Origin of the sequence: Roseobacter sp. SK209-2-6 (genome assembly GCF_000169455.1) — a bacterium.
Classification (GTDB): Bacteria; Pseudomonadota; Alphaproteobacteria; order Rhodobacterales; family Rhodobacteraceae; genus Pseudophaeobacter.
On sequence record NZ_AAYC01000004.1, the window covers coordinates 240595 to 262169 of the forward strand.

Below are 21575 nucleotides of genomic sequence, written 5' to 3' on the forward strand. Positions count from 1 at the left end.
ATTCGCATTCAAGCTATCTTTGGCACTTGCCACAATAGAAAGAAGAGCGCCCCGATTGGGTGATTCTGCTGATTGTGCCACCACAGCCATCGCGTCGGCAGGCCTCTCCTTCGCGACCATAGACATCAAAGCTATGCTGAAAATATCCAAGCTCTCCATTAGCTTGGCGAAAATCTTTGAGGGATGAGCCCCCCGCGGCAATGGCATCTTCCAGCACTTTGCGGATGACAGGAACAAGGCTGGCAACACGGGTCTCGCTGATCTGTCCTGCCTTGCGTTTTGGGGAGATTGCGCAACGGTAAAGGGCTTCGCAGACGTATATGTTACCAAGTCCGGCAATGATTCCCTGATCCAGTAGCGCAGACTTCACCGGCGTGTTTTTGCCCCGAAATGCCGCAATCAGGTGCTCTTCGTGAAAGTCATTGCCCAGAGGCTCTGGCCCCAGCACCGCGAGCAGTTTGTGAGAATCGGCAGTTGCCGTCTCCAAGAGGTCCATGGCGCCAAAGCGGCGCGGGTCGTTAAAGGTGATGCGCGCGCCGTTCGCCATATCAAAGATGACATGGTCATGTTTTTGCGCTTGCGGGTGCTCATGCACGAATTGCCCCAGAGGATCGCCAGAGACGGTCATGCGCCCCGACATGCCCAGATGTATCAGCAGGGTCTCTGCGGTATCCAGCTCCGCCAGGATGTATTTCGACCGCCGCCGCAACGCCACAACCCTCGCCCCCGTCAGCCGTTCTGCCATACGTTCGGGGAAAGGCCAGCGCAGATCAGGCCGGTTCACCCGCGCTTCTTTGATCACGGCCCCTTCCATCGAAGGCTGCAAACCCCGCATCACGGTCTCGACCTCGGGCAGTTCAGGCATGTTCGGTCCTAATTAGGCAGTTGTCCAATGCACAGTCATGAGGGTAAAATGGTTCAGCAGCAACAAGGATTGCTTGGGCACCCGTCATATGAGCACTCAGATCGATTGAACGCTTGCCGGTAAACCTGAGTTGGTAGTTGCGAGGCGACTTTCTGGTTAGCAACACCCCCTCCCGTTTGCTGATGTCCTCAAGTTTGTAAGGACCTTTTCGCAGGCTTGGCTTTAGACCGCCTGAGGTCCAGATCTCGCCTTTTTGCAGTAAAATGCGATACGTTGCACAATGGATAGTTGCACCACAGCCAAGGGCAAAAACACCAAGGCCCATGATTGCTCCTAAAAAGCGTATTGATGTTAGATCCTCAGCGCCTCCAACAAGCACGAAAAACAGCACAATACCCCCACCACTAACTGCGAGGGCGCCGGAAGCCAACGCATGCCCAATAGGGTAGCGGGACACGACTACCCCGTCAGGGTTTGTCGCGGGGCGCTCAGAACCGATCCAGAAAAGCCCTGACAACGCCGCAACTAACCCTACAGTAAATGGGGGGATAGCGGCATATCCCAGGGCGCCGCCCAGGTTAGAAGCTCCCCAGATGCCAAAGCAGAAAAGAACGCTTCCCCAAAGAAACCGCCGCCCAAACCTGTCTTGCCAAAACAACGCCTTCATCCAAGCCCCCTGATGAACATTCGCCCAATTGTGTTCCCGGTCTTGGTCTCTATAAGAGGGGGCGGCATTCGCAGAGGCAAGTCCCATGGCAGAGAGATCAGACAACACCACCCATTTTGGCTTTGAAACCGTACCCGAGCATGAAAAGGCCGGGCGGGTTCAGGGGGTCTTTAATTCGGTGGCCTCGAAATATGACATCATGAATGATGTGATGAGCGTCGGCATTCACCGGATCTGGAAAGATGCGATGATGGATTGGCTGGCGCCGCGCCCGGGGCAGCGGCTTTTGGATGTGGCCGGCGGCACTGGGGATATCTCCTTCCGCTTTCTGAAACGCGCGGGCTATGGCCATTCCACTGTGCTGGATCTGACTCGTCCAATGCTGGAAGAGGGCCGGAAACGCGCCGAGGCCGAGCAGATGGCCGAGAGCCTTGATTGGGTGACTGGCGATGCTATGGCACTGCCGTTCAAGGACAATACCTTTGACGTCTATACCATCTCTTTTGGCATCCGGAACGTGACCCGCCCGCAAGAAGCCCTGAACGAGGCCTACCGCGTGCTGAAACCCGGTGGTCGCCTGATGGTGCTGGAGTTCAGCCAGCTACCGAATGAGGGCATGCAAAAGCTCTATGATCTCTACAGCTTCAACGTGATCCCGCGCATGGGGCAGCTCATCGCTAATGACTATGACAGCTACCAATATCTGGTGGAATCGATCCGCAATTTCCCGGACCAAGAGACCTTCCTCGGAATGGTGAAAGAGGCGGGTTTTGCCAATGCCAAGTATCGCAATCTCTCTCTGGGCATCGCTTGCCTGCACTCGGGCTGGAAAATCTGACCGATGCGCGGCCCTCACAATATCATCCGCCTGATCCGAACCGGCGCCACGTTTGAGCGCACCGGCGCGATGAACCTGGTGCTGGATGCTTTTGAAACACCCAAGCCTCTGCGGATCCTGGCGCATACTTTGGGCTGGCCCTTCAAGTGGCTGGGCTACAAGGGCGACCCCACAATGCCGCCCGCCACCCGCGCGCTTACCGCGCTGGGGCCTGCCTATATCAAGTTTGGTCAGGTGCTCTCTACCCGTCCGGATGTGGTTGGCAGCGATCTGGCGCAGCAGCTGCGGGTGTTGCAGGATCAACTGCCGCCCTTCTCTCGCGCTGAAGCCATGGCCGAGGTGGAGAGAGAGCTGGGTCGACCGATCAATCAGATCTTCTCGGAGTTCAGTGATCCGATTGCTGCTGCCTCCATCGCGCAGGTCCATCGCGCCCGGTTGGTGGAAACCGGCGAGGATGTAGCGGTCAAGGTATTGCGTCCCGGCATCGAGCGCGCCTTCAACAAAGACGTTGACGCCTTCTACTTTGCCGCCCGCATTGCGGATCTCTTTGCTCCGGGCGCCAAACGCCTGCGCCCGATGGAGGTGATCGAGCATTTCGATGGCGTGGTGCAGGGAGAGTTGGATCTGCGCTTGGAAAGTGCTGCCGCCTCTGAGTTTGCCGCCAATACTGAAGGCGATGCGGGCTTTCAGCTGCCTCAGGTGCGCTGGGCTTACTCAGCGCGCCGGGTGATGACCCTGGGCTGGGCCGATGGGGTGGCGCTGGGCGACAATGCTGCATTGGATGCGGCTGGCCACGACCGCACAGCGCTGGGCAAAAGGGTGCTCTCGCTGTTCCTGCAGCATGCGCTGCGCGACGGCTATTTCCATGCCGATATGCACCAGGGCAACCTCAAGGTCGCCGCCAATGGCGATATCATCGCCTATGATTTCGGCATCATGGGGCATATCGACGAATACACCCGCCGGGTCTATGCCGAGATCCTCTATGGTTTTATCAAACGCGATTACAAACGCGTGGCGGAGGTGCATTTCGAGGCTGGTTATGTACCCGCCGACCGTGATGTCGATGAGTTCGCCCGCGCTATCCGCGCCGTAGGGGAGCCGATCTTTGGCATGGACGCCAGCCATATCTCCATGGGCAGTCTGCTGAACTACCTCTTTGAAGTGACTGAGCGTTTCGGCATGGAGACCCGTACCGAGCTGATCCTCTTGCAGCGCACCATGGTGGTGGTCGAGGGCGTCGCCCGTTCGCTGGATCCGCACATCAATATCTGGGAAGCGGCTCAGCCGGTGGTCGAAGACTACATCAAGAAGAGCATCGGCCCGCGAGCTGTGGCCGCTGACCTCTTGAAAACAGCAAAAGTCCTGGCCCGGTTTGGCCCCAGACTGCCAGCGTTGATGGAGCAAGCGCTCATCGCGCAGGGGCAGGACCCTGCCGCACAAAAGAAGCCTCGCCGTTCTTGGCGGCGCGCAGCCGCTTTGGGGGCCGCTGCAGGCGCATTGGTGACTCTGCTCCTCACTCAACTGGTTTGAATTGTCTTGGGAAAGGGGCAGCCAGCAGCTACGCCCCTTTCAGCTTCTTTCAAATATTCTGGGTTAATGGCCCTCTAGGGTTCCAGTGGGCCAGAGGGCAAAGCCCCTCCTCCTCCGTATGTCTTCTTGTGGCTTCAGATCCGCTCAATTGCCAGGGCAATGCCCTGACCACCACCGATGCACATGGTGATCAAAGCCTTGGAGCCGCCGGTGCGCTCCAGCTCATAGAGGGCTTTCAAGGTGATGATCGCGCCTGTGGCGCCCACGGGGTGGCCCAAAGCGATGGCGCCGCCATTGGGGTTTACCTTGGTCGGATCCAACCCCAACTCCTTGTTCACCGCCAAGGCCTGGGCGGCAAAGGCCTCGTTGCTTTCGATGACATCAAAGTCACTGGCGCTAAGGCCGGTTTTGGCCAGCAGGTTCTGAACCGCGGGAACCGGACCAATCCCCATGACCTCCGGCCGCACGCCCGCATGGGCATAGCCCAGAACCCGCGCCTTTGGTTTCAGACCTGCGTTCTCAGCGGCTTCTGCGCGCGCCAGCACCAGAGCCGCAGCGCCATCATTGATTCCGCTGGCATTGCCGGCGGTGACACGGCCATCCTTCTGGAACACGGCCCGCAACCCGGATAGCGCCTCCATTGAGGTGCCTTTGGGGTGCTCGTCCACTTCAAAGGGCACCATGTCGCGCTTGACCTTCACCTCAACCGGGGTGATCTGGCTCTGGAAGTGTCCCGCCTCAATTGCCGCGGCTGCGCGGGTCTGGCTGGCCAGGGCAAAGGCGTCCATCTCTTCGCGGGTGATCTCATGCTCGTCAGCGACATTTTCCGCAGTGACCCCCATATGGCCGGTGCCAAAGGGACAGTTGAGCGCGCCCAGCATCATGTCGAGCGATTTCACATCACCCATCTTCGCGCCCCAGCGCTGCTGGGTCATGATGAAGGGGCTCTTGGACATATTCTCCGCCCCGCCGGTCAGCGCGTAATCCGCATCTCCCAGCATCAAGGATTGGATGCCCGACACAATCGCCTGTGCGCCGGAACCGCAGAGACGGTTCACATTCATCGCAGGTGTGCCATTGGGAATACCTGCCTGCATCGCTGCCACCCGGCTGAGGTACATATCGCGGGGTTCGGTATTGATGACATGGCCAAAGACCACATGACCGATCTGGTCAGGTTCTACCCCCGAACGCTCCATTGCAGCCTTAGAAGCCGTTGTGGCCAGGTCAATGGGGCTGGTATTGGCCAGGGAACCCCCAAAAGTGCCGATGGCGGTGCGGGCTCCATCCAGGATGACAATCTCTGACATGATCTCTCTCCTCATGTATTGGTTGTCCTCATTATGCAGGCGCAGCATCACCCTGTCTGCCCCTTGACCGCAGGACGTTCCGTCACCGGTAGTGCATCTGTGATGTCGGTACATGGTAGGGGTGCTGCAATCAAAAGGATGGGGATTTGACAAACGCTCCCTAAAGGCGCAGAGAATCCATCATGACGGAAAAAACAGACGATATCCTGACATTGCTGCCCGCCCGCCTGAAGGAGGCCCGGCGCGCCCAGGGCCTCAGCCTGGAGGCGGTGGCCAATCTCTCGGGCGTCAGCCGCTCGATGGTGAGCCAGATCGAGCGCGGCGAAAGCTCTCCCACCATTGCGACGCTCTGGAACCTCACCCGCGCGCTGCAGGTGGATTTTGCCGGCCTTTTGGAAGATGGCGGCATGAAAGACCGCATCGAAGTGCTGCGCGCCGGAGATGTACCCAAGATCGAGAACATGGGCCAGGGCTGCCGCATCCGTATCCTGTCACCCCCGGAAGAGGCCGGCGGCCATGAGGTCTATGACATCCGCTTTGATCAGGGCGGCGCTCTGGTGAGCCAGCCCCATACCCGCGGCGCAATGGAACAGCTGACGGTGCTGGAGGGCGATATCGAGGTGAGCTCCGGCAATGCCAAGGATACCCTGCAGGCAGGCGACACCGCGCGCTACGCTGCCGATGTCACCCATGCGATCACTGCGCCCAATGGGCCAGCACGGGTGTTTTTGATCGTGAAGAACGCTTAGAGCCGCGCCCTCCGGTAGAAGGCCAGGCAAGATATACGAGGCTTAACTTATCTTCCTGTCCGCCTGGAGCATATGCGCCAGGCACGCGTCCGTCGGCCCCACGGCGGGCGCCCATTTTTTACCTCCAGTTCCAATTCCCTGCCACGTTCTGGGCTGAAAGCCTGGACAGCGCCCGACCCTCCCCACGGGAGGGCGCTTCACGCCCACCCAGGGTCAGGCGCTGCCCTCTGAGAGGTAAATCCATCTTCACGGATTTTTTTCCGAAATAGTGAAATCTTCTATTTGGGAATTTCATCCGTTATGGTAGATGCGATTCCACGGATAAGGAGTTTCCCGCCATGAGCACTGCATTTCTGAACGACATCTCTGAAACGCTGGCCCAGATTGAGGCTGACGGCCTTTATAAGCGGGAACGAATGATCACCTCCCCGCAGGGGGGCGAGATCAAGGTGGGGGACCGCGAGGTCATCAACCTTTGTGCCAACAACTACCTTGGTCTGGCGGATCACCCGGATCTGATTGCCGCTGCACGCGGCGTGATGGATGACAAGGGCTTTGGCATGGCCTCGGTCCGCTTCATCTGCGGCACCCAGGACATTCACCGCGAGCTGGAGCAGCGCCTTGCCAAATTCCTGAACAAGGATGACGCCATCCTCTTTGCCGCTTGTTTTGACGCCAACGGCGGGCTGTTCGAGCCGCTCCTGGGGCCAGAGGATGCGATTATCTCCGACAGCCTCAACCATGCGTCCATCATTGACGGGGTGCGGCTCTGCAAGGCCAAGCGCTACCGCTATCTGAACAGCGATATGAGCGATCTGGAGGCCTGGCTGAAACAGGCGCGCGAAGATGGCGCGCGGCATATCATGATCGCCACCGATGGCGTCTTCTCGATGGATGGCTACCTGGCCAAACTGCCGGAGATCCGCGCCCTTGCGGACAAATACGATGCCATTCTGATGGTGGACGACTGCCACGCCACCGGCTTTATGGGGCCGAACGGGGCGGGCACTCCGGATCACTTTGGTGTGGATGCGGATATTCTCACCGGGACTTTGGGCAAAGCACTTGGGGGGGCCATCGGCGGTTATATCGCCGGGCCGCAGCCAGTGATCGACCTGCTGCGGCAGCGGGCGCGGCCCTATTTGTTCTCCAATTCGCTGCCGCCCTCCATTGTTGCCGCCGGGCTGGAGGCCATCCGCCTGGTGGAACAAGGCGCTGATTTGCGCGCCCAGCTGTTTGAGAACGCCCGCTACTGGCGGTCCGGGCTGGAAAAACTTGGCTTTGACATCCTGCCGGGGGAACACCCGATCATCCCGGTGATGCTGGGTGAAGCACAGCTGGCGCAGGACATGGCGGCAAAGCTGTTTGACGAAGGCGTCTATGTTTCAGGCTTCTTCTTCCCGGTGGTGCCGCGCGGCCAGGCCCGCATCCGCACCCAGATGAATGCGGCCCTCACCCGCGAAGAACTGGACCGTGCCCTGGCCGCCTTTGGCAAGGTGGGCCGCGAACTGGGGGTGATCTCATGACCAGCTGGGCCAAGCCAAACAGCATGAAGGCGCTGGAAAAGAGCCATCCCAAGGAAGGCCTGTGGATGGTGCAGGCGCCGGTGCCGGAGATCGGCCCGGACGAGGTCTTGATCAAAGTGAACAAGACCGGGATCTGCGGCACTGATATACACATCTGGAACTGGGATGAATGGGCGGCGGGCACGGTGCCGGTGCCGATGATCACCGGTCATGAGTTTGCCGGTGAAATCGTTGAACTGGGCAAGGATGTGACTGGCCTTTCGATTGGCCAGCGCTGCTCGGGCGAAGGGCATCTGATCGAGCATGACTCGCGCCAGAGCCGGGCAGGCAAGTTCCACTTGGATCCCGGCACCCGTGGCATTGGCGTCAACGAGCAGGGGGCTTTTGCCCAATATCTGCGGTTGCCGGCCTTCAACGTGGTGCCCCTGCCCGATGACATCCCGGATGAGATCGGAGCTATCCTCGACCCCTTGGGCAATGCGGTGCATACGGCGCTGAGTTTTGAACTCTTGGGCGAGGATGTGTTGATCACCGGCGCCGGCCCCATCGGCATAATGGCCGCCGCCGTTGCCCGTCATGCAAGTGCGCGCAATGTGGTGATCACCGATGTGAACCCGGACCGGCTAGCGCTGGCGGAAAAGGTTGCGGATGTGCGCACGGTGAATGTCGCCCAGGAAGACCTGAACGACGTGATCTCAGAGCTGGGTATGAGCCAGGGCTTTGACGTCGGTCTTGAGATGTCCGGCAACCAGGCCGCCTTGGACCAGATGGTTGAGGCCCTGGTGATGGGCGGCAAGATCGCCCTCTTGGGGATCCCGCCCGGCAAATCACCAGTCGACTGGAGCCGTATCGTGTTCAAAGCCATCACGCTGAAGGGCGTCTATGGACGCGAGATGTTCGAGACCTGGTACAAGATGATCGCCATGCTGCAGAACGGGCTGGATGTGAGCCGGGTGATAACCCACCGCTTTGCCGTGAATGAGTTTGAACAGGGTTTTGCAGCGATGAAATCCGGCAGCAGCGGCAAGGTTGTTTTGGACTGGTCTTGAGGCGCTGAAGCCGGTGCCCCAAAACGCAGGGCCTCTCGATCAGTGAGGGGAAGAGGCTTTGGCGGTGCCAAATTGGTAGCGCATTAGGACAGGTTTCATCAAAAAATTCGCCCGCCTGGGAAAAGGCGGGCGATTTGCGCCACAAACGTGGCCAGCGGCTAAACATAAGCCTCACCATCGGGGACCCTTGAAAGTAAAACTGGTTACTGGGCCGCCAACCACAACACCACCATAGGATGAAATTCGTAAACCGCACGACAACAACAGCACTCAATCGTTTGTTTTTGCGCTTTTTTCATTCTTAGGTGGCGGGCGTGAGTGGGTGTCGACCTTCTGCCGTCAGGACCCAGGTTTCGCGCCCCTCAAAGACCGCGACCGTCAGTGGTCTCCCATAGCCCGCACCGCTATCGAGGTTGATGCGATTGCCATAGTGGGTTGGTTTTTTCACCGGGGTATGGCCATGCACGATCAGTTTTGGGTGCGGATCCGTCACCTGGTGAAAGGCTTGTCTGATCCAGATCAGGTCATTTTCGTTCTGTCTATCAAGCGGCACTCCGGGGCGGATCCCAGCGTGAACAAAAGCAATTTCCTTGGTTTCGTACATTGGCTTAAGGGACCGTAAGAAGTCCACATGGGCCTCAGGAACCAGAGCCTTGGCCTTTGTGTGCAGATCTTCCAGCCGGGTACGGTCGGCAAATGTGGCGCCATAGTTGGCAAGCGTATCACTGCCTCCCAGCTTTTCGTGCAGCCAGTGATAGCCAATCAGCAGATGTGGGTCATGGCGGGGCACCTCCTCCATGAACCAGGCAAACATGCGGTCGTGATTGCCCAGAAGGGTAATCCAGTCCCGCCCCTCTGCCTGGCCTTCGATCAGCCGGTCAATGACGCCAGGACTGTCCGGCCCGCGATCGGTATAATCCCCAAGGAAGACAATGCGCGCATCCTTGCCGCCATCCGCCTCGATCCGGGCAAGCGCCTGGTCCAGCATCTCCAGTTGGCCGTGGATATCGCCGATGGCGTAAATGGGAGAAGTCATAGAAATTCCGGTTTTCAAGCAAGCGTAACAGGCAGGGACAGCGGGCCACGGAAGGCAAAGCCGTACCAGGGTACCGCCGCCGGGTCAGCCAAGGACATATTCGGATAGCGCTCGAAGAGCAACGGCAGCAGGATCTGTGCCACCATCATCCGCGCCACATGGGTTCCTTGGCAAAAATGCGGGCCGCTGGCAAAGCTTTGATGGGTCTTGTTTGCGCGGAAGAGGTCAAAGACCTCCGGGTTTTCGTGGATCTCCTCGTCATGCCCGGCACTGGCCTGGATCGTCATCACAATCTGATCCTTGGTGATGGGGAAGCCGCGGATCTCTGTCTCTGCCGCAGCGCGGCGCGAGCTGGTCTGGATCGGCGCCACCCAGCGCACCCCTTCCTCGAAGGCTTCGACAAACCACTTGGGATCTTCCTTGACCGCAGCAGTGTTTTCAGGGTTCTGCAACAAGCCAAAGAGGATGGTGCAAAAGGCATCGCGCGGCTCATTGATGCCGCCGCCGATAGCGATCTTAAGATTGGCCCGGATCTGCGATAGCTCCAGCGGATCCACCGCGTTGACCATAGCGGAGAGGGCTGACGGGCCCTGTTCTGCCAGATGCCGCTCGCTCTCACGGTCAAAGAGCGCATTCATCTCTTCGTGGGCCGCATCGGTTGCTGCAAATGGCGCCGGGTCCCAGGCGAAGTTCCCGGCCCCGTCAATCAGGGCCTGCGACCAGCCTATCAGCTGGGTATTGCTGGCACTCTCGATCCCCAAGAGATGCGCCAGGCAGCGGGCGGCAAAGGGCGCAGCCAGGGCGCTGAACAGATCTGCCGTGCCGCTCTTTGGCAAATCATCCAGGCAGTCATTTGCGATCCGGGTGTAAACTTCTTGCCAATGGTTCCGGATAGTCCGCGGCGAAAAGGCCGGGGCCATGGCCAGCCGGTCGCGCTGGTGTTCTGCGCCATCCTTGCGCATCAAAGTCACCGCCTGAAAAGCCCGCTCCATCGGTGTCTCGGTCCCGCCGGACCGGAACAGATCCGGGTTGTCTTTGACCGCCCGGATGTCCGTCGCCTTGGTCAGGAATATGCGCCCCAGGACAGGCACCTCCATCACCGGTGCCTCGTGGCGCAGGCGGCGGTAGACCGCATAGGGGTCAAGGTGCAGCGCCCCGACCGTGATCGTGGGATCTGAAGGGATCTTTGGCATTTCCGGCCTCCTGCAGTTGAGGCCAGCATAACAAAACTCGTTAACAAAGCAATTTACTCAGAGGCGCCTGCCCGAAATAGGAAACGCCCCTCTCTGAGGGGCGTTTCCCGGAATGAAAAGCTGACGCGCCTCAGGCGACGTCGAACTGCAGCGGCTTGATCTGGTTGAAGAGATCTGTCTCCGCCAGTTTGGCGCGGGCCTCTGCCGGGACCGGCTCGTCCACATAGAGGAGCGCGATGGCTTCGCCGCCGGCCTCGGACCGGCCCAGGGTAAAGTTGGCGATATTGACGCCATGCTCGCCCATGGTCTGTCCCAAAGAGCCGATGATGCCCGGCACATCGTTGTTGGTGGTATAGAGCATATGGGCGCCGACCTCGGCGTCGATATTGATGCCCTTGATCTGGATGAAGCGTGGCTTGCCGTCAGAGAAGACGGTGCCGCCAACCGAGCGCTCGCGCTTTTCGGTCACAGCTGTCACCTTGATGTAGCCGTCAAAGGTGCCGGATTTATCCTGATTGGTGGTGGAGATCTGGATGCCGCGCTCCTTGGCCACCACGGGGGCAGAGACCATGTTCACATCCGGGTTCACCTTTTTCATGATGCCGGCAACCACGGCGCAGTTCAACGCATCAAGGTTCATTTCAGAGGCCACACCATCATAAAGGATGTTGATCGCCTTGATTGGCTCATCGGTCATCTGGCCGACAAAGGCGCCCAGATGATCAGCCAGCTTGATCCAGGGGCCCATGATCTTGGCCTCTTCGGCGGTCACGGAGGGCATGTTCAGCGCGTTTTCCACGGCACCGGTCAAGAGGTAGTTCGACATCTGCTCGGCCACCTGCAGGGCGACGTTTTCCTGCGCCTCGGTGGTGGCGGCACCCAGATGCGGCGTGCAGACCACATTGGGCAGGTTGAACAGGGCGTTCTCCTTGGCGGGCTCTTCGGAGAAGACGTCAAAGGCCGCACCGGCTACATGGCCCGAGGTCAGGGCCTCGGCCAGGGCGCCCTCATCCACCAGGCCGCCGCGGGCACAGTTGATGATGCGCACGCCTTTTTTGGTTTTGGCGAGGTTCTCTTTGGAGAGGATGTTGCGGGTCTGATCGGTCAGCGGAACATGCAGGGTGATGAAATCGGCGCGCGCCAGGAGGTCATCCAGCTCGACCTTTTCGACGCCCATCTTGTCGGCCTTTTCCTGCCCCAGGAAGGGGTCATAGGCTACGACCTTCATCTTGAGGCCGCGGGCGCGGTCGCAGACGATACCGCCGATATTGCCCGCACCGATGACGCCCAGGGTTTTGTTGGTCAGCTCGGTGCCCATGAATTTGGACTTTTCCCATTTACCCGCATGGGTGGAGGCGGAGGCCTCGGGGATCTGGCGCGCCACTGCAAACATCATCGCAATGGCGTGCTCGGCGGTGGTGATCATATTGCCAAATGGCGTGTTCATCACGATCACGCCACGCTTGGAGGCCGCTTCCTTGTCGATGTTGTCGGTGCCGATGCCGGCGCGGGCGATGACCTTGAGGTTATCAGCATTGGCCAGGATCTTTTCCGTCACCTTGGTGGCGGAGCGGATGGCGAGGCCGTCATACTGGCCGATCACTTCGGCCAGCTTGTCCTTGTCCTTGCCGAGATCCGGCTGGAAATCGACCTCGATGCCGCGGTCGCGGAAGATCTGCACCGCTGCTTCGGAGAGTTTGTCGGAGATGAGTACCTTGGGAGCCATTTTTGAGCATCCTTTTATGCGGGGGCCTTTGGGGCCTGAATGATGTCGCTTAGGGGAGCGCCTGACCCTGGGCGGGTGCGAAGCGCCCTCCTGTGGGGAGGGTCGGGCGCTGCCCGGCGGTACCGCCGGGCGGCAGGATCAGCCTTGAAAATCAGCCCTGTGCGGCGATCTCGGCCTCAAAGGCCCAGGCGAGCCAGGGCAGCATGGCCTCGATGTCTGAGGTCTCTACCGTGCCGCCGCACCAGATCCGCAGACCGGCGGGCGCGTCGCGGTATGCGCCTACGTCCAGGGCCACGCCATTTGTCTCCAGCCGTTTGGCAACGGCCTTGGCAAATGCCGCCCCGTCCTGAATGCGGCCATCGGTGAACTTCAGGCAGACCGAGGTGTTTGAACGGGTTGTGGGATCTGCGGCCAGATTGCCGATCCAATCATTGGCATCGGTGAAATCATGAATGGCCTGCGCATTGGCATCCGCCCGCGCCTTCAGCCCTTCAAAGCCGCCAATCGAGCGGGCCCAGTCCAGCGCCAGCAGGTAATCCTCTACGGCCAGCATCGAGGGCGTGTTGATCGTGGCACCAGTAAAGATCCCCTCGATCAGCTTGCCGCCTTTGGTGAGGCGGAAGATCTTGGGCAGGGGCCAGGCGGGGGTATAGCTTTCGAGGCGCTCTACTGCACGCGGAGAGAGGATCAGCATGCCATGGGCCGCTTCGCCGCCCAGCACCTTCTGCCAGGAGAAGGTGGTTACATCCAGCTTGTCCCAGGGCAGATCCTGCGCAAAAGCCGCCGAGGTTGCGTCACAAATGGTCAGGCCTTCACGGTCATTGGCGATCCAGTCGCCATTGGGAACCTTCACACCCGAGGTGGTGCCGTTCCAGGTAAAGACAACATCATTGGCGGGATTGACCGAAGCAAGATCGGGAAGCGCACCGTAATCGGCAGTTTTCACTTCGGCATCGATCTTCAGCTGTTTGACCACATCCGTAACCCAGCCGGCACCAAAGCTCTCCCAGGCCAGCATCTCGACCTTACGTTCCCCCAAGAGGTTCCACAGCGCCATCTCGACCGCGCCGGTGTCTGAAGCCGGCACGATGCCAATCCGGTAATCGGCGGGGATGCCCAGGACCTCGCGGGTGCCTTCGATCGCGGCCTTCAGCTTGTCCTTTCCGACAGCGGCGCGGTGCGAACGGCCCAGCGGCGCGCCTGCGAGTTTAGAGAGATCAAATGCGGGGGGTTTGGCGCAGGGGCCGGAAGAAAAACGCGGATTGGCCGGCCGCGTAGCCGGTTGCTGAGTAGCCATCAATGCTATCCTTACAGATATATGCCTCTCGTTGGGGAGAGGTGTCCCACGCACAGAGCTAGGGTGCTGCAACGCGGCGCGCAAGCGGGAAAATGGGAAAATAGCGACTGTTTGCGTGCGATCTGCGGCTAAAATTTCGCCTTTCGGAAACTCACGCTCCATTTTGGTACAGAAGAGATCAGGGTGTAGGTTGAGAGAGTTTCAACAATTAACAGTATGTAAATAAAAGATTTTACAAGACCGTCTCTCTGTGATTGGGAGTTCTTCTAGCGCTTGGGGCAGAAGTGTCGGGCTGGTTCCTCTGGTCGCTCAGGGCTAAGAGAGAGCAGAATCATCCAATGACCGGAGCCTGCCGATGTTTATTGCGACCCTGCTGTGCAACCCTGCCAACCCGGTCCTGGACCCAGCCCTGCCCGAGAACCTGCGCAATGCCTGGGGCGGCGGAGAGGTCAAATGGCTTGCACCGGGCATCGCGGCGGAATTTCCGCTGGGGGCGCAGCCGGAGAACCAGTGGCAGGTTTGGGAAGATCTGCAGAAATTGGGCATTGATCTTGTGCTCACTCCAGCTGAGGGACGGCGTAAAAAGATGCTGCTGGCCGACATGGACTCGACCATGATCCAGCAGGAATGTATCGACGAGCTGGCCGAGGAGGCGGGCGTCGGTCCTCGGGTGAAGGAAATCACCGCGCGTGCCATGAATGGTGAGTTGGATTTCGACGGGGCTCTGACCGAGCGGGTTGGCCTGTTGAAGGGGCTGCCGGAGGAGGTCATCACAAAGGTGCTGGAAAACCGCATCACCTTGATGCCGGGTGGTCCTCAGCTCCTGGCGACGATGAAGGCGAATGGCGCCTATGCAGCCCTTGTATCAGGGGGCTTCACTGCCTTTACTGCCCGCATCGCGGAGCTCTTGGGGTTTGACGAAAACCGCGCCAACACTTTGCTGGTTGAAGCGGGCAAGCTCACAGGCGCACCGGGCCTACCGATCCTGGGTCGCGAAGCCAAGGTCGAAGCCTTGGAGCAGATCACCGCAAGGCAGGGCCTCTCTGAGGCGGATGTGATTGCCGTTGGCGACGGGGCCAATGATCTGGGCATGCTGAAACGCGCGGGCTTTGGTGTAGCGCTGCATGCAAAACCATCGGTCGCGGCAGAGTGCAGCATCCGTATCAACCACGGCGACCTCACCGCACTGCTTTATGTGCAGGGCTACGCCCAGGACGAATTCAAAGGATAGGACCTCATGTTGGAAGTGGGTTTTGAAACCCTGCTGCTCCTGCTGGCGGCAGGATTCGTTGCGGGCTTTATCGATGCGGTTGCTGGGGGCGGGGGGCTGATCACCGTGCCAATCTTGCTGATAGCAGGCGCCAGCCCGGTGACTGCTCTGGCGACCAACAAGATCCAGGGGCTCTTTGGGGCCGCGACAGCGGCGCTGACCTATGCTCGCGGGGGCTATGTGGATCTGCGCAGCCAGGCCGGATCCGCTCTTATTGCCTTTTTCGCCTCGATTGCCGGTGCTTTGCTGATCACAGTGCTGCCGACGGAATGGATCCGGTTGATCCTGCCGGTTTTGCTTATTGGCATCGCCCTGTTCTTTGCCCTGAAAAAGGGCCTGGGCGATCTGGACCGCGCACGCCGTATCAGCCCGATGCTTTTTGCCATGACCATGGTGCCGCTCTGCGGCGCCTATGACGGGCTACTTGGCCCTGGGGCCGGCAGTTTCTACATGCTCGCCTTTGTGTCACTGGCGGGCTATGGGATCCTGAAGGCCACGGCCCATACCAAACTGTTGAATCTGGCGTCCAATGCGGGTGCGCTCTGTGCCTTTGCACTGGTGGCCACGCCTTGGTGGTTTACCGGGTTGGCCATGGGGGTGGCGCAGATCGCCGGCGCCCATGCCGGGGCTCGACTGGCGCAAAACAAAGGCGCCACACTGATCAAACCTTTGCTGGTCCTGACTTCGATTGCGCTCGCGCTGAAGCTGCTCTGGGATATGCTCTAACGGGTGCTGCAAACCAGCCTAGCAAAGGGTCCCCCAGGCTGGTTTGGGTGTTGCGGCCCCTTTAGGGGCAGTAGGGGTAGGCCATCGCTCTAGGCTGGAATGAGAACCGTCCAGAGCAAAAGGAATAACAGGGTGAGGATCGTGACCGGGCCAATTGCGGCCAGTGTTTCCTTGTGGTGCAGCAGTGACAGCACTGCCGCCGACATGATTGCAACGCCCAGGAGAGCCCCCCAGGTGGTCGCCGTTCTACATTCGCAATGAAATGTTTTGTGTTTTTGGTGGCTTAGGGTCACCCAACCAATTCTTTTAAAATTAACACTTTCATTAATTAACGCTTTGGTTAATATGATAGGTATGAAACCGCTTTTGAAAACCTTTTCTGCCCTCGCGGATGAGACCCGCATGGCCATCGTGGAACAGCTGATGGATCACGGAGAGCTTGCCGCTGGCGATCTTGTGCGTGGGGCCAGCATCTCAGCGCCTGCGATTTCCAGACACCTTAAGGTGCTGCGGGAAGCTGGCCTGATCGATCAGCGGGCCAAAGGCACCAAACGGTATTACTCGGCGCGACCAGAAAGCCTGCGCCTGATCGCAGATTGGACCCAGTCACGGCGGGCCTTTTGGGAAAGCAGTCTGGACCGGCTGGAGGCAGCCTTGCTTGACGATGTCGAAAATGGAGATAGCTAGATGAACGTTGCTCTGACTGATTTGCAGCTCAACCGCAGTTTTCCGGTATCGCCAGAGCGGCTCTTTGCCTGGGTGACGCAGGCTGAGAAGCTGATGCAATGGTGGGGACCTGAAGGGGTTGATGTGGTTGAGAGCGCATTGGACCTGACCCGTACCGGGCCCTATTTTGCCAAGATGCAGGGAAGTGAGGGACAGATCTATCATGTCTCGGGCCATGTGACCCATGTTACGCCCTCGCGCTCTGTCGGGTTTACCTGGGCTTGGCATGATGATGCCGGGGTGCGGGGCGCAGAAAGTCATGTCACCTTCACGATCGAAGCCGAAGGGGAGGGGGCGCGGCTGGTAATTGACCATCGCGACTTGCCCGATGGGGAGTTGGCGCAAAGCCATCGCCGAGGCTGGACCTCAACACTCGACAAATTGTCACGCAAGATCGCCTGAGCAAAAGCCCGGTAGGCGAAGGGTCGCCAAGTCAGAGATTTCAGCAAGACCAAAGAAAGGGAGAAAGTCATGCCTCAGTTTATTTTCGCCTATCATGGCGGCAAAGCACCTGAATCCGCAGAAGAAGGCGCAGCGGTGATGGAAGCCTGGAAATCCTGGATGGGAGATCTCGGCACGGCCCTGGTCGTTCCTGGCAACCCTGTTGGTCTGTCCAAGACGGTCAGCGGAGCGGGAGTGGCAGATGACGGTGGTGCAAACCCCGTTTCGGGCTATTCGGTGGTCGAAGCCACTGATCAGGCTGCGGCCTGCGAGATGGCCAAAGGCTGCCCAATGGTAGTGAGCGGCCATGGCTCGGTCGAAGTTGCGGAGCTGATAGAGATGTAACATTGCCGGGCCTTGGGTCTTGGCACCCAGGACGGCATCTAGAATAGGCAGGGCCACGCAATTGCGGAGGCCCTGTTTTTCGTTCGACTGGCCCCGCTACAACTGGCATGAGGGCGAAAAACAGGGCCAATGCTCCAACTCTTGCTGTTCACTCACGACCAGTAATTCGCCAAACTCAGGCAAGATGGCTTCGCTTTGATCCGGGCGCAGAAAGGCATAGCCACCTACCGGTGACTGTTTCAGCCTTGGCCCGCTCCAAACCTCCTGATTTGAGGAGCGGCCAAAAATGCCAGAGTAGCCGTAGTCTTTGGGATAGACCGGGCTGGCCTTCCAATACCCACCATAGATCGCCAGATCGGCACGATTGCGAAGACCTGTGAGGGGGGAGAGCGCCTCCAACCCCGGAATGGGATTGCGGGGCATGTATTTCAATACTGGTGTGGCAATGAAAAGCGCTGGTGCAAAGCCTTCCGTAGCAGGAAGACCAAAGTCCTTGGGCTTTACCAGAAGTGAGCCGAGGGCCACTTCACTCACCCCATGCTGCGGGCCGTAGCGATCAAAGGTCAGGCTGCCTCCGGTGTTGATGATCGGGGTATTACAATGCACCTGCAGCATCTCGCGCGCCAGTTTGAGGCCACTTTCAACACGGCGGCGGGCTGCGGCGCGCAGCAGGGCTGGCAGTTTTGCAAGATGCGGCTCATAGCCCATTGCCCCCTGCAGCCGTAGCCCTTTCAGTGTGCTGATCGCCTCAATCGCGGGGGGCAGCGTCTTGGTGGTAAACCCGCCACGATGCAGACCAACATCCAATTCCACTGCGATGGGCAGCACAAGGCCCCGCTCCCGTGCCAGCGCATCATATTGCTGTGCTCGTTCCAGTGTGTCGATCAGCCAGATCACCTGATCTCGGGCTCTGACATTGCGATCCAGAATGCGGGCTGCGGCCGGGGCGGGCAGGGGCTTGCCCAATAGATGCTCTGCATTGGGTCGCAGGTGGAGCAGCTCCTCCAGCATGGGGGCTGAGAAACTCATGACGCCACGCGCATCCAGTTGTTCCATGGCAAGGTCCAGCAAGGGCGGCGCGGCCAGGGATTTTGCCACGACCCGGACCTCAACACCGGGGTGCAGCCTCTCCCTTGCAAGCGCCAGATTGTGCATCAGCCGCCCCTTGTCGAGGATCAGACAAGGGCCCGTGACGCCGGTTTGGCGCAGCATCTCTTCCCAGAGCTTAAAATCCGGAAGGGAACCGTTCCTGTGGGGGCTCATGGGTGAAAGATCCGGGCCAGCTCCGGCGACAGGAACCGGTCCTTGGGGTCCATGCGGGCGCGCAGGGCGTCGAACCTGCCCAGATCGGGATAAAGCTCCTCCAGATCCTTACGGGTGAGGCCGTGCAGCTTACCCCAATGCGGGCGGCCCCCAGCGGTGCGGAACAGGGCCTCGCAATCGCGGAAGAACCCCTCATACTGTTGCGCAGCATGCATATGCACCGCGATGGAGACACGCGGGCCATGCTGGAAAGGCGACAGCCAGGCGCTGTCCCCCGCTGTCTGGCGGACTTCGATGGGAAACCAGACATCGCTGTGACGCGTCTCGATCAGTTGGGCGATCTCTTTCAACACCCCGGCAGCATTTTCGGGCGGCAGATGATACTCCATCTCATTGAACCGCATCGCGCGGGTGGAGCTGAGCACCCGCCAGCTCTCGCCTGTGAAATCCTCCTCTCCCTGCAGCTTCAACATCAGCGAGAGAAGACGTTTCTGGATGCCGGGGTGAAAGCGGCGCAGCTTGCTCGCCAGCTTCATCACTCCCAGGCCGAGGGCATCCAGATCCAGCGGAGGCTTGTCCGGCAGCGCCTCTGTGATGTCGTGGGAAATCCCGATGCCCTTACCGCTATGGGGCAGCAGGAAGAATTCATAGCAGCGGTGCGCCAGCCATTTCTCGTGCATGCTCTCCAAGAGCTGGTCAAAGGATCGCACTCCAACCCGGCGGCGCAAGTTGAAGGCCGGTACGGTGTTGAGCTCGATTTCCAAGAGCACCCCCAGAAGACCCAGGCTCACCTGCACACCGGGCAGATCCTCGGTGCTGACCTCGATGACCTCGCCATTGCCGTTCAGGAGCTTGGCGCCTGTCATCTCGGCTGAAATGCAGGGCAGGGTTCTGCCGGTGCCATGGGTCGCGGTGGACATGGCACCCGCCAGGGACTGCACATTGATATCACCGAGGTTGCGAAAGGCCTGGCCCTCCTGTCCCAGCGCCTCCGACAATTGGTGCAGCGGCGCATTGGCATTGACCCTGGCCCGGCCTTCGCAGAGGTCCAGCACCAGAGGCGTATCCAGCTGATCCAGCCGCAGAATATGCGCGCCGCCAGTGACCAGCGGCGTAAAGGAATGTCCGGCCCCGACCGGCCGCAGCACTTCCTTGCCTCGGCTCAGAAGAGCCTGCAGCTCCGCAATCGAGGAGGCCGCCATGACCGCAGCGCCTGAGTTCTGATTGCCCGACCAGTTTCGCCACATTACCGCTATCCCCTGTTGCGCCCGCGCATTTGCCACAGTCTAGTCCGGCCTCCCCCCGCCCTGCCAAGTTTGACCGCGCGTCAAGGCTGGCTTGACCCGGCGAAGAGTTCACCCTGAATACAGAAAAAGGGCCGGAAATCCCCGGCCCCTCAGCTGCTGTCTGATCTGCTTCGGTGTTACCCGAGCACGGATTTGACCGCCCTCTGGGTTGCGGCAACCACCTGATCGGCCTCTGCGCGTGTCAGGCAGAAGGGCGGGGCGAAGCCCAGGATGTCACCCTGCGGCATGGCGCGGGCAATGACCTTGTCCTGCTCCAAAAGCTTGGCCGAGATCTGCGGGCCGATCTTGTCAGCAGCGTCAAAGAAGGTGCGGTTGTCCTTGTCCTTCACAAATTCCACCGCACAGAGCATCCCCTCACCGCGCACTTCACCGACATGGGCATGACCCGACAGCGCCTCTGCCATGCAAGCGTTCAGATAGGCGCCCACCTCGCCGGCGTTTTGCACCAGGTTCAGATCGTCAATCAGCTTGAGGTTGGCAACACCGGCTGCGGCCCCGATAGGGTGGGCAGAGTAGGTCCAGCCGTGGCCGATCGGTCCGTTCTCATCCGTGCCCTGCTCCAGCACCTTCCAGACCTTGTCCGAAATGATCGAGCCGGAGAGCGGCGCATAGGCCGAGGTCAGCCCCTTGGCGATGGTGATGATGTCGGCCTCGATGCCGTAGTGGTCAGAGCCGAACATGCTGCCAAGGCGCCCGAACCCGGTGACAACCTCATCCGCCACCAGCAGGATGTCGTGCTTTTTCAGAACCGCCTGAATGGCGTCCCAATAGCCTGCGGGCGGCGGCACAATGCCACCGGTGCCCAGAACCGGCTCGCCGATGAAGGCGGCGATAGTGTCTGCGCCTTCGCGCTCGATCAGCGCTTCCAGCTCCGCCGCGCAATGGGCCACGAACTGCTCTTCGCTCTGGTCCAGATTGTCCCGGCGGTAGTAATAGGGCGCCTCGGTGTGGATCACCTGTTCCACCGGCAGGTCGAACTTCTTGTGGAACAGCTCCAACCCGGTCAACGAGCCGGTGATCAGGCCCGAGCCATGATAGCCGCGCCAGCGGGAGATGATCTTCTTCTTCTCCGGGCGGCCCAGGATGTTGTTGTAATACCAGATCAGCTTGACGTTGGTTTCATTCGCGTCAGAGCCGCCAAGGCCGAAATAGACCTTGGACATATTCTTCGGCGCCCGGTCCAGGATCATCTTGGACAGGGTGATCGAGGCCTCGGTGCCGTGGCCAACGTAAGAGTGGTAATAGGCCAGCTCCTTGGCCTGATCACCGATGGCCTCGGCGATCTCCTGGCGCCCGTAGCCGACGTTGACGCAATAGAGCCCGGCAAAGGCATCCAGCAGCCGGTTGCCGTCGCGGTCCTCGATAAAAACGCCGGAGGCAGTCTTGATCACCCGGTTGGGGCTTTCGCCGCGGGCGTGCTGGGCCAGATGGGTTGAAGGGTGAAAGAAATTCTCGCGGTCCCACTGGTCGAGTTGGTCATTCTTCAGCATGTCTTTTCCTTACGATTTGCAGGAGAATTTGCCGGATCTGCGCAGAGGATGTGACTGAAATTTCTATGTCTGGCAGGCGAAACATCTGTCTGCCTGACCGTTGTGACTGCTGCTTATTGGCGGGTATGGGCTGCATTCTGAGCGCTGCGCTAGGCGTCTTCTGGTCGATGCCCCTTGCAACTGCGACTCGACTCTCTTGCGGGAACTGGCGTAAAAGA

Annotated in this window: 20 protein-coding genes; 10 read left to right on the top strand and 10 right to left on the bottom strand. The window is 59.7% G+C overall.

Annotated elements, in window-relative coordinates:
- Positions 1–13 precede the first annotated feature (13 nt).
- A complete protein-coding gene (gene mutM, locus RSK20926_RS08595) occupies positions 14–865 on the bottom strand; it encodes a bifunctional DNA-formamidopyrimidine glycosylase/DNA-(apurinic or apyrimidinic site) lyase (protein ID WP_008205886.1) in 852 nt (283 codons plus the stop codon).
- A complete protein-coding gene (locus RSK20926_RS08600; protein WP_037254454.1) occupies positions 858–1532 on the bottom strand; it encodes a hypothetical protein in 675 nt (224 codons plus the stop codon). Before RSK20926_RS08600 ends, mutM begins: the two co-directional genes overlap by 8 nt.
- An 85-nt stretch (positions 1533–1617) precedes the next feature.
- On the opposite strand from RSK20926_RS08600, the gene ubiE reads away from it, so the two are divergent.
- Positions 1618–2370 (top strand): bifunctional demethylmenaquinone methyltransferase/2-methoxy-6-polyprenyl-1,4-benzoquinol methylase UbiE, encoded by a 753-nt coding sequence (ubiE, locus tag RSK20926_RS08605; RefSeq protein ID WP_008205889.1) that lies wholly within the window; start codon positions 1618–1620, stop codon positions 2368–2370.
- Between the two features lie 3 nt (positions 2371–2373).
- On the top strand, positions 2374–3903 hold the full coding sequence (ubiB, locus tag RSK20926_RS08610; RefSeq protein WP_008205891.1) for a 2-polyprenylphenol 6-hydroxylase: 1530 nt from the start codon (positions 2374–2376) through the stop codon (positions 3901–3903).
- 134 nt (positions 3904–4037) lie between these two features.
- Here ubiB and RSK20926_RS08615 read toward each other — a convergent pair whose 3' ends face one another.
- Positions 4038–5213 carry an acetyl-CoA C-acyltransferase family protein gene (locus tag RSK20926_RS08615; protein WP_037254457.1) on the bottom strand — a complete coding sequence of 392 codons (1176 nt, stop codon included), beginning with the start codon at positions 5211–5213 and terminating at the stop codon, positions 4038–4040.
- A gap of 182 nt (positions 5214–5395) precedes the next feature.
- On the opposite strand from RSK20926_RS08615, the gene RSK20926_RS08620 reads away from it, so the two are divergent.
- From RSK20926_RS08620 to tdh, 3 genes are all read left to right on the top strand, one after another.
- A complete protein-coding gene (locus RSK20926_RS08620) occupies positions 5396–5962 on the top strand; it encodes a helix-turn-helix domain-containing protein (protein ID WP_008205895.1) in 567 nt (188 codons plus the stop codon).
- A gap of 338 nt (positions 5963–6300) precedes the next feature.
- Positions 6301–7488, top strand: coding sequence for a glycine C-acetyltransferase (locus tag RSK20926_RS08625; RefSeq protein WP_008205897.1), 1188 nt, complete (start codon positions 6301–6303; stop codon positions 7486–7488).
- 23 nt (positions 7489–7511) lie between these two features.
- Positions 7512–8537 (top strand): L-threonine 3-dehydrogenase, encoded by a 1026-nt coding sequence (gene tdh, locus RSK20926_RS08630; RefSeq protein WP_037254459.1) that lies wholly within the window; start codon positions 7512–7514, stop codon positions 8535–8537.
- 301 nt (positions 8538–8838) lie between these two features.
- Here tdh and RSK20926_RS08635 read toward each other — a convergent pair whose 3' ends face one another.
- The 4 genes from RSK20926_RS08635 to RSK20926_RS08650 form a co-directional block, all read right to left on the bottom strand.
- Positions 8839–9573 (bottom strand): metallophosphoesterase family protein, encoded by a 735-nt coding sequence (locus RSK20926_RS08635; protein WP_037254386.1) that lies wholly within the window; start codon positions 9571–9573, stop codon positions 8839–8841.
- 14 nt (positions 9574–9587) lie between these two features.
- Positions 9588–10766, bottom strand: coding sequence for a cytochrome P450 (locus RSK20926_RS08640; RefSeq protein WP_008205902.1), 1179 nt, complete (start codon positions 10764–10766; stop codon positions 9588–9590).
- A 130-nt stretch (positions 10767–10896) separates the two neighbouring features.
- Entirely contained in the window at positions 10897–12492 is a 1596-nt protein-coding gene (serA, locus tag RSK20926_RS08645) for a phosphoglycerate dehydrogenase (protein ID WP_008205903.1), read from the bottom strand.
- Between the two features lie 151 nt (positions 12493–12643).
- Positions 12644–13789, bottom strand: coding sequence for a phosphoserine transaminase (locus tag RSK20926_RS08650; protein ID WP_008205905.1), 1146 nt, complete (start codon positions 13787–13789; stop codon positions 12644–12646).
- A 355-nt stretch (positions 13790–14144) separates the two neighbouring features.
- On the opposite strand from RSK20926_RS08650, the gene serB reads away from it, so the two are divergent.
- The 5 genes from serB (at position 14145) to RSK20926_RS08675 (ending at position 17297) form a co-directional block, all read left to right on the top strand.
- Positions 14145–15020, top strand: coding sequence for a phosphoserine phosphatase SerB (gene serB / locus RSK20926_RS08655; protein ID WP_008205907.1), 876 nt, complete (start codon positions 14145–14147; stop codon positions 15018–15020).
- Between the two features lie 6 nt (positions 15021–15026).
- Positions 15027–15785 (top strand): TSUP family transporter, encoded by a 759-nt coding sequence (locus RSK20926_RS08660; protein ID WP_008205909.1) that lies wholly within the window; start codon positions 15027–15029, stop codon positions 15783–15785.
- A gap of 354 nt (positions 15786–16139) precedes the next feature.
- A complete protein-coding gene (locus RSK20926_RS08665; RefSeq protein WP_008205914.1) occupies positions 16140–16472 on the top strand; it encodes an ArsR/SmtB family transcription factor in 333 nt (110 codons plus the stop codon).
- Complete coding sequence (locus tag RSK20926_RS08670) at positions 16473–16913, top strand: SRPBCC family protein (protein WP_008205916.1); 441 nt, start codon at positions 16473–16475, stop codon at positions 16911–16913. It abuts the gene before it with no gap.
- A gap of 69 nt (positions 16914–16982) precedes the next feature.
- Positions 16983–17297 carry a YciI family protein gene (locus RSK20926_RS08675; protein WP_008205917.1) on the top strand — a complete coding sequence of 105 codons (315 nt, stop codon included), beginning with the start codon at positions 16983–16985 and terminating at the stop codon, positions 17295–17297.
- Between the two features lie 96 nt (positions 17298–17393).
- Here the strand turns inward: RSK20926_RS08675 and RSK20926_RS08680 are convergent, their stop codons facing one another.
- The 3 genes from RSK20926_RS08680 to RSK20926_RS08690 form a co-directional block, all read right to left on the bottom strand.
- Positions 17394–18560, bottom strand: a complete 1167-nt coding sequence (locus RSK20926_RS08680; RefSeq protein WP_008205919.1) for an alanine racemase — start codon at positions 18558–18560, stop codon at positions 17394–17396.
- Entirely contained in the window at positions 18557–19807 is a 1251-nt protein-coding gene (locus tag RSK20926_RS08685) for a D-arabinono-1,4-lactone oxidase (protein WP_008205921.1), read from the bottom strand. Before RSK20926_RS08685 ends, RSK20926_RS08680 begins: the two co-directional genes overlap by 4 nt.
- 176 nt (positions 19808–19983) lie before the next feature.
- Positions 19984–21357 (bottom strand): aspartate aminotransferase family protein, encoded by a 1374-nt coding sequence (locus RSK20926_RS08690; protein ID WP_008203792.1) that lies wholly within the window; start codon positions 21355–21357, stop codon positions 19984–19986.
- Positions 21358–21575: the final 218 nt, after the last annotated feature.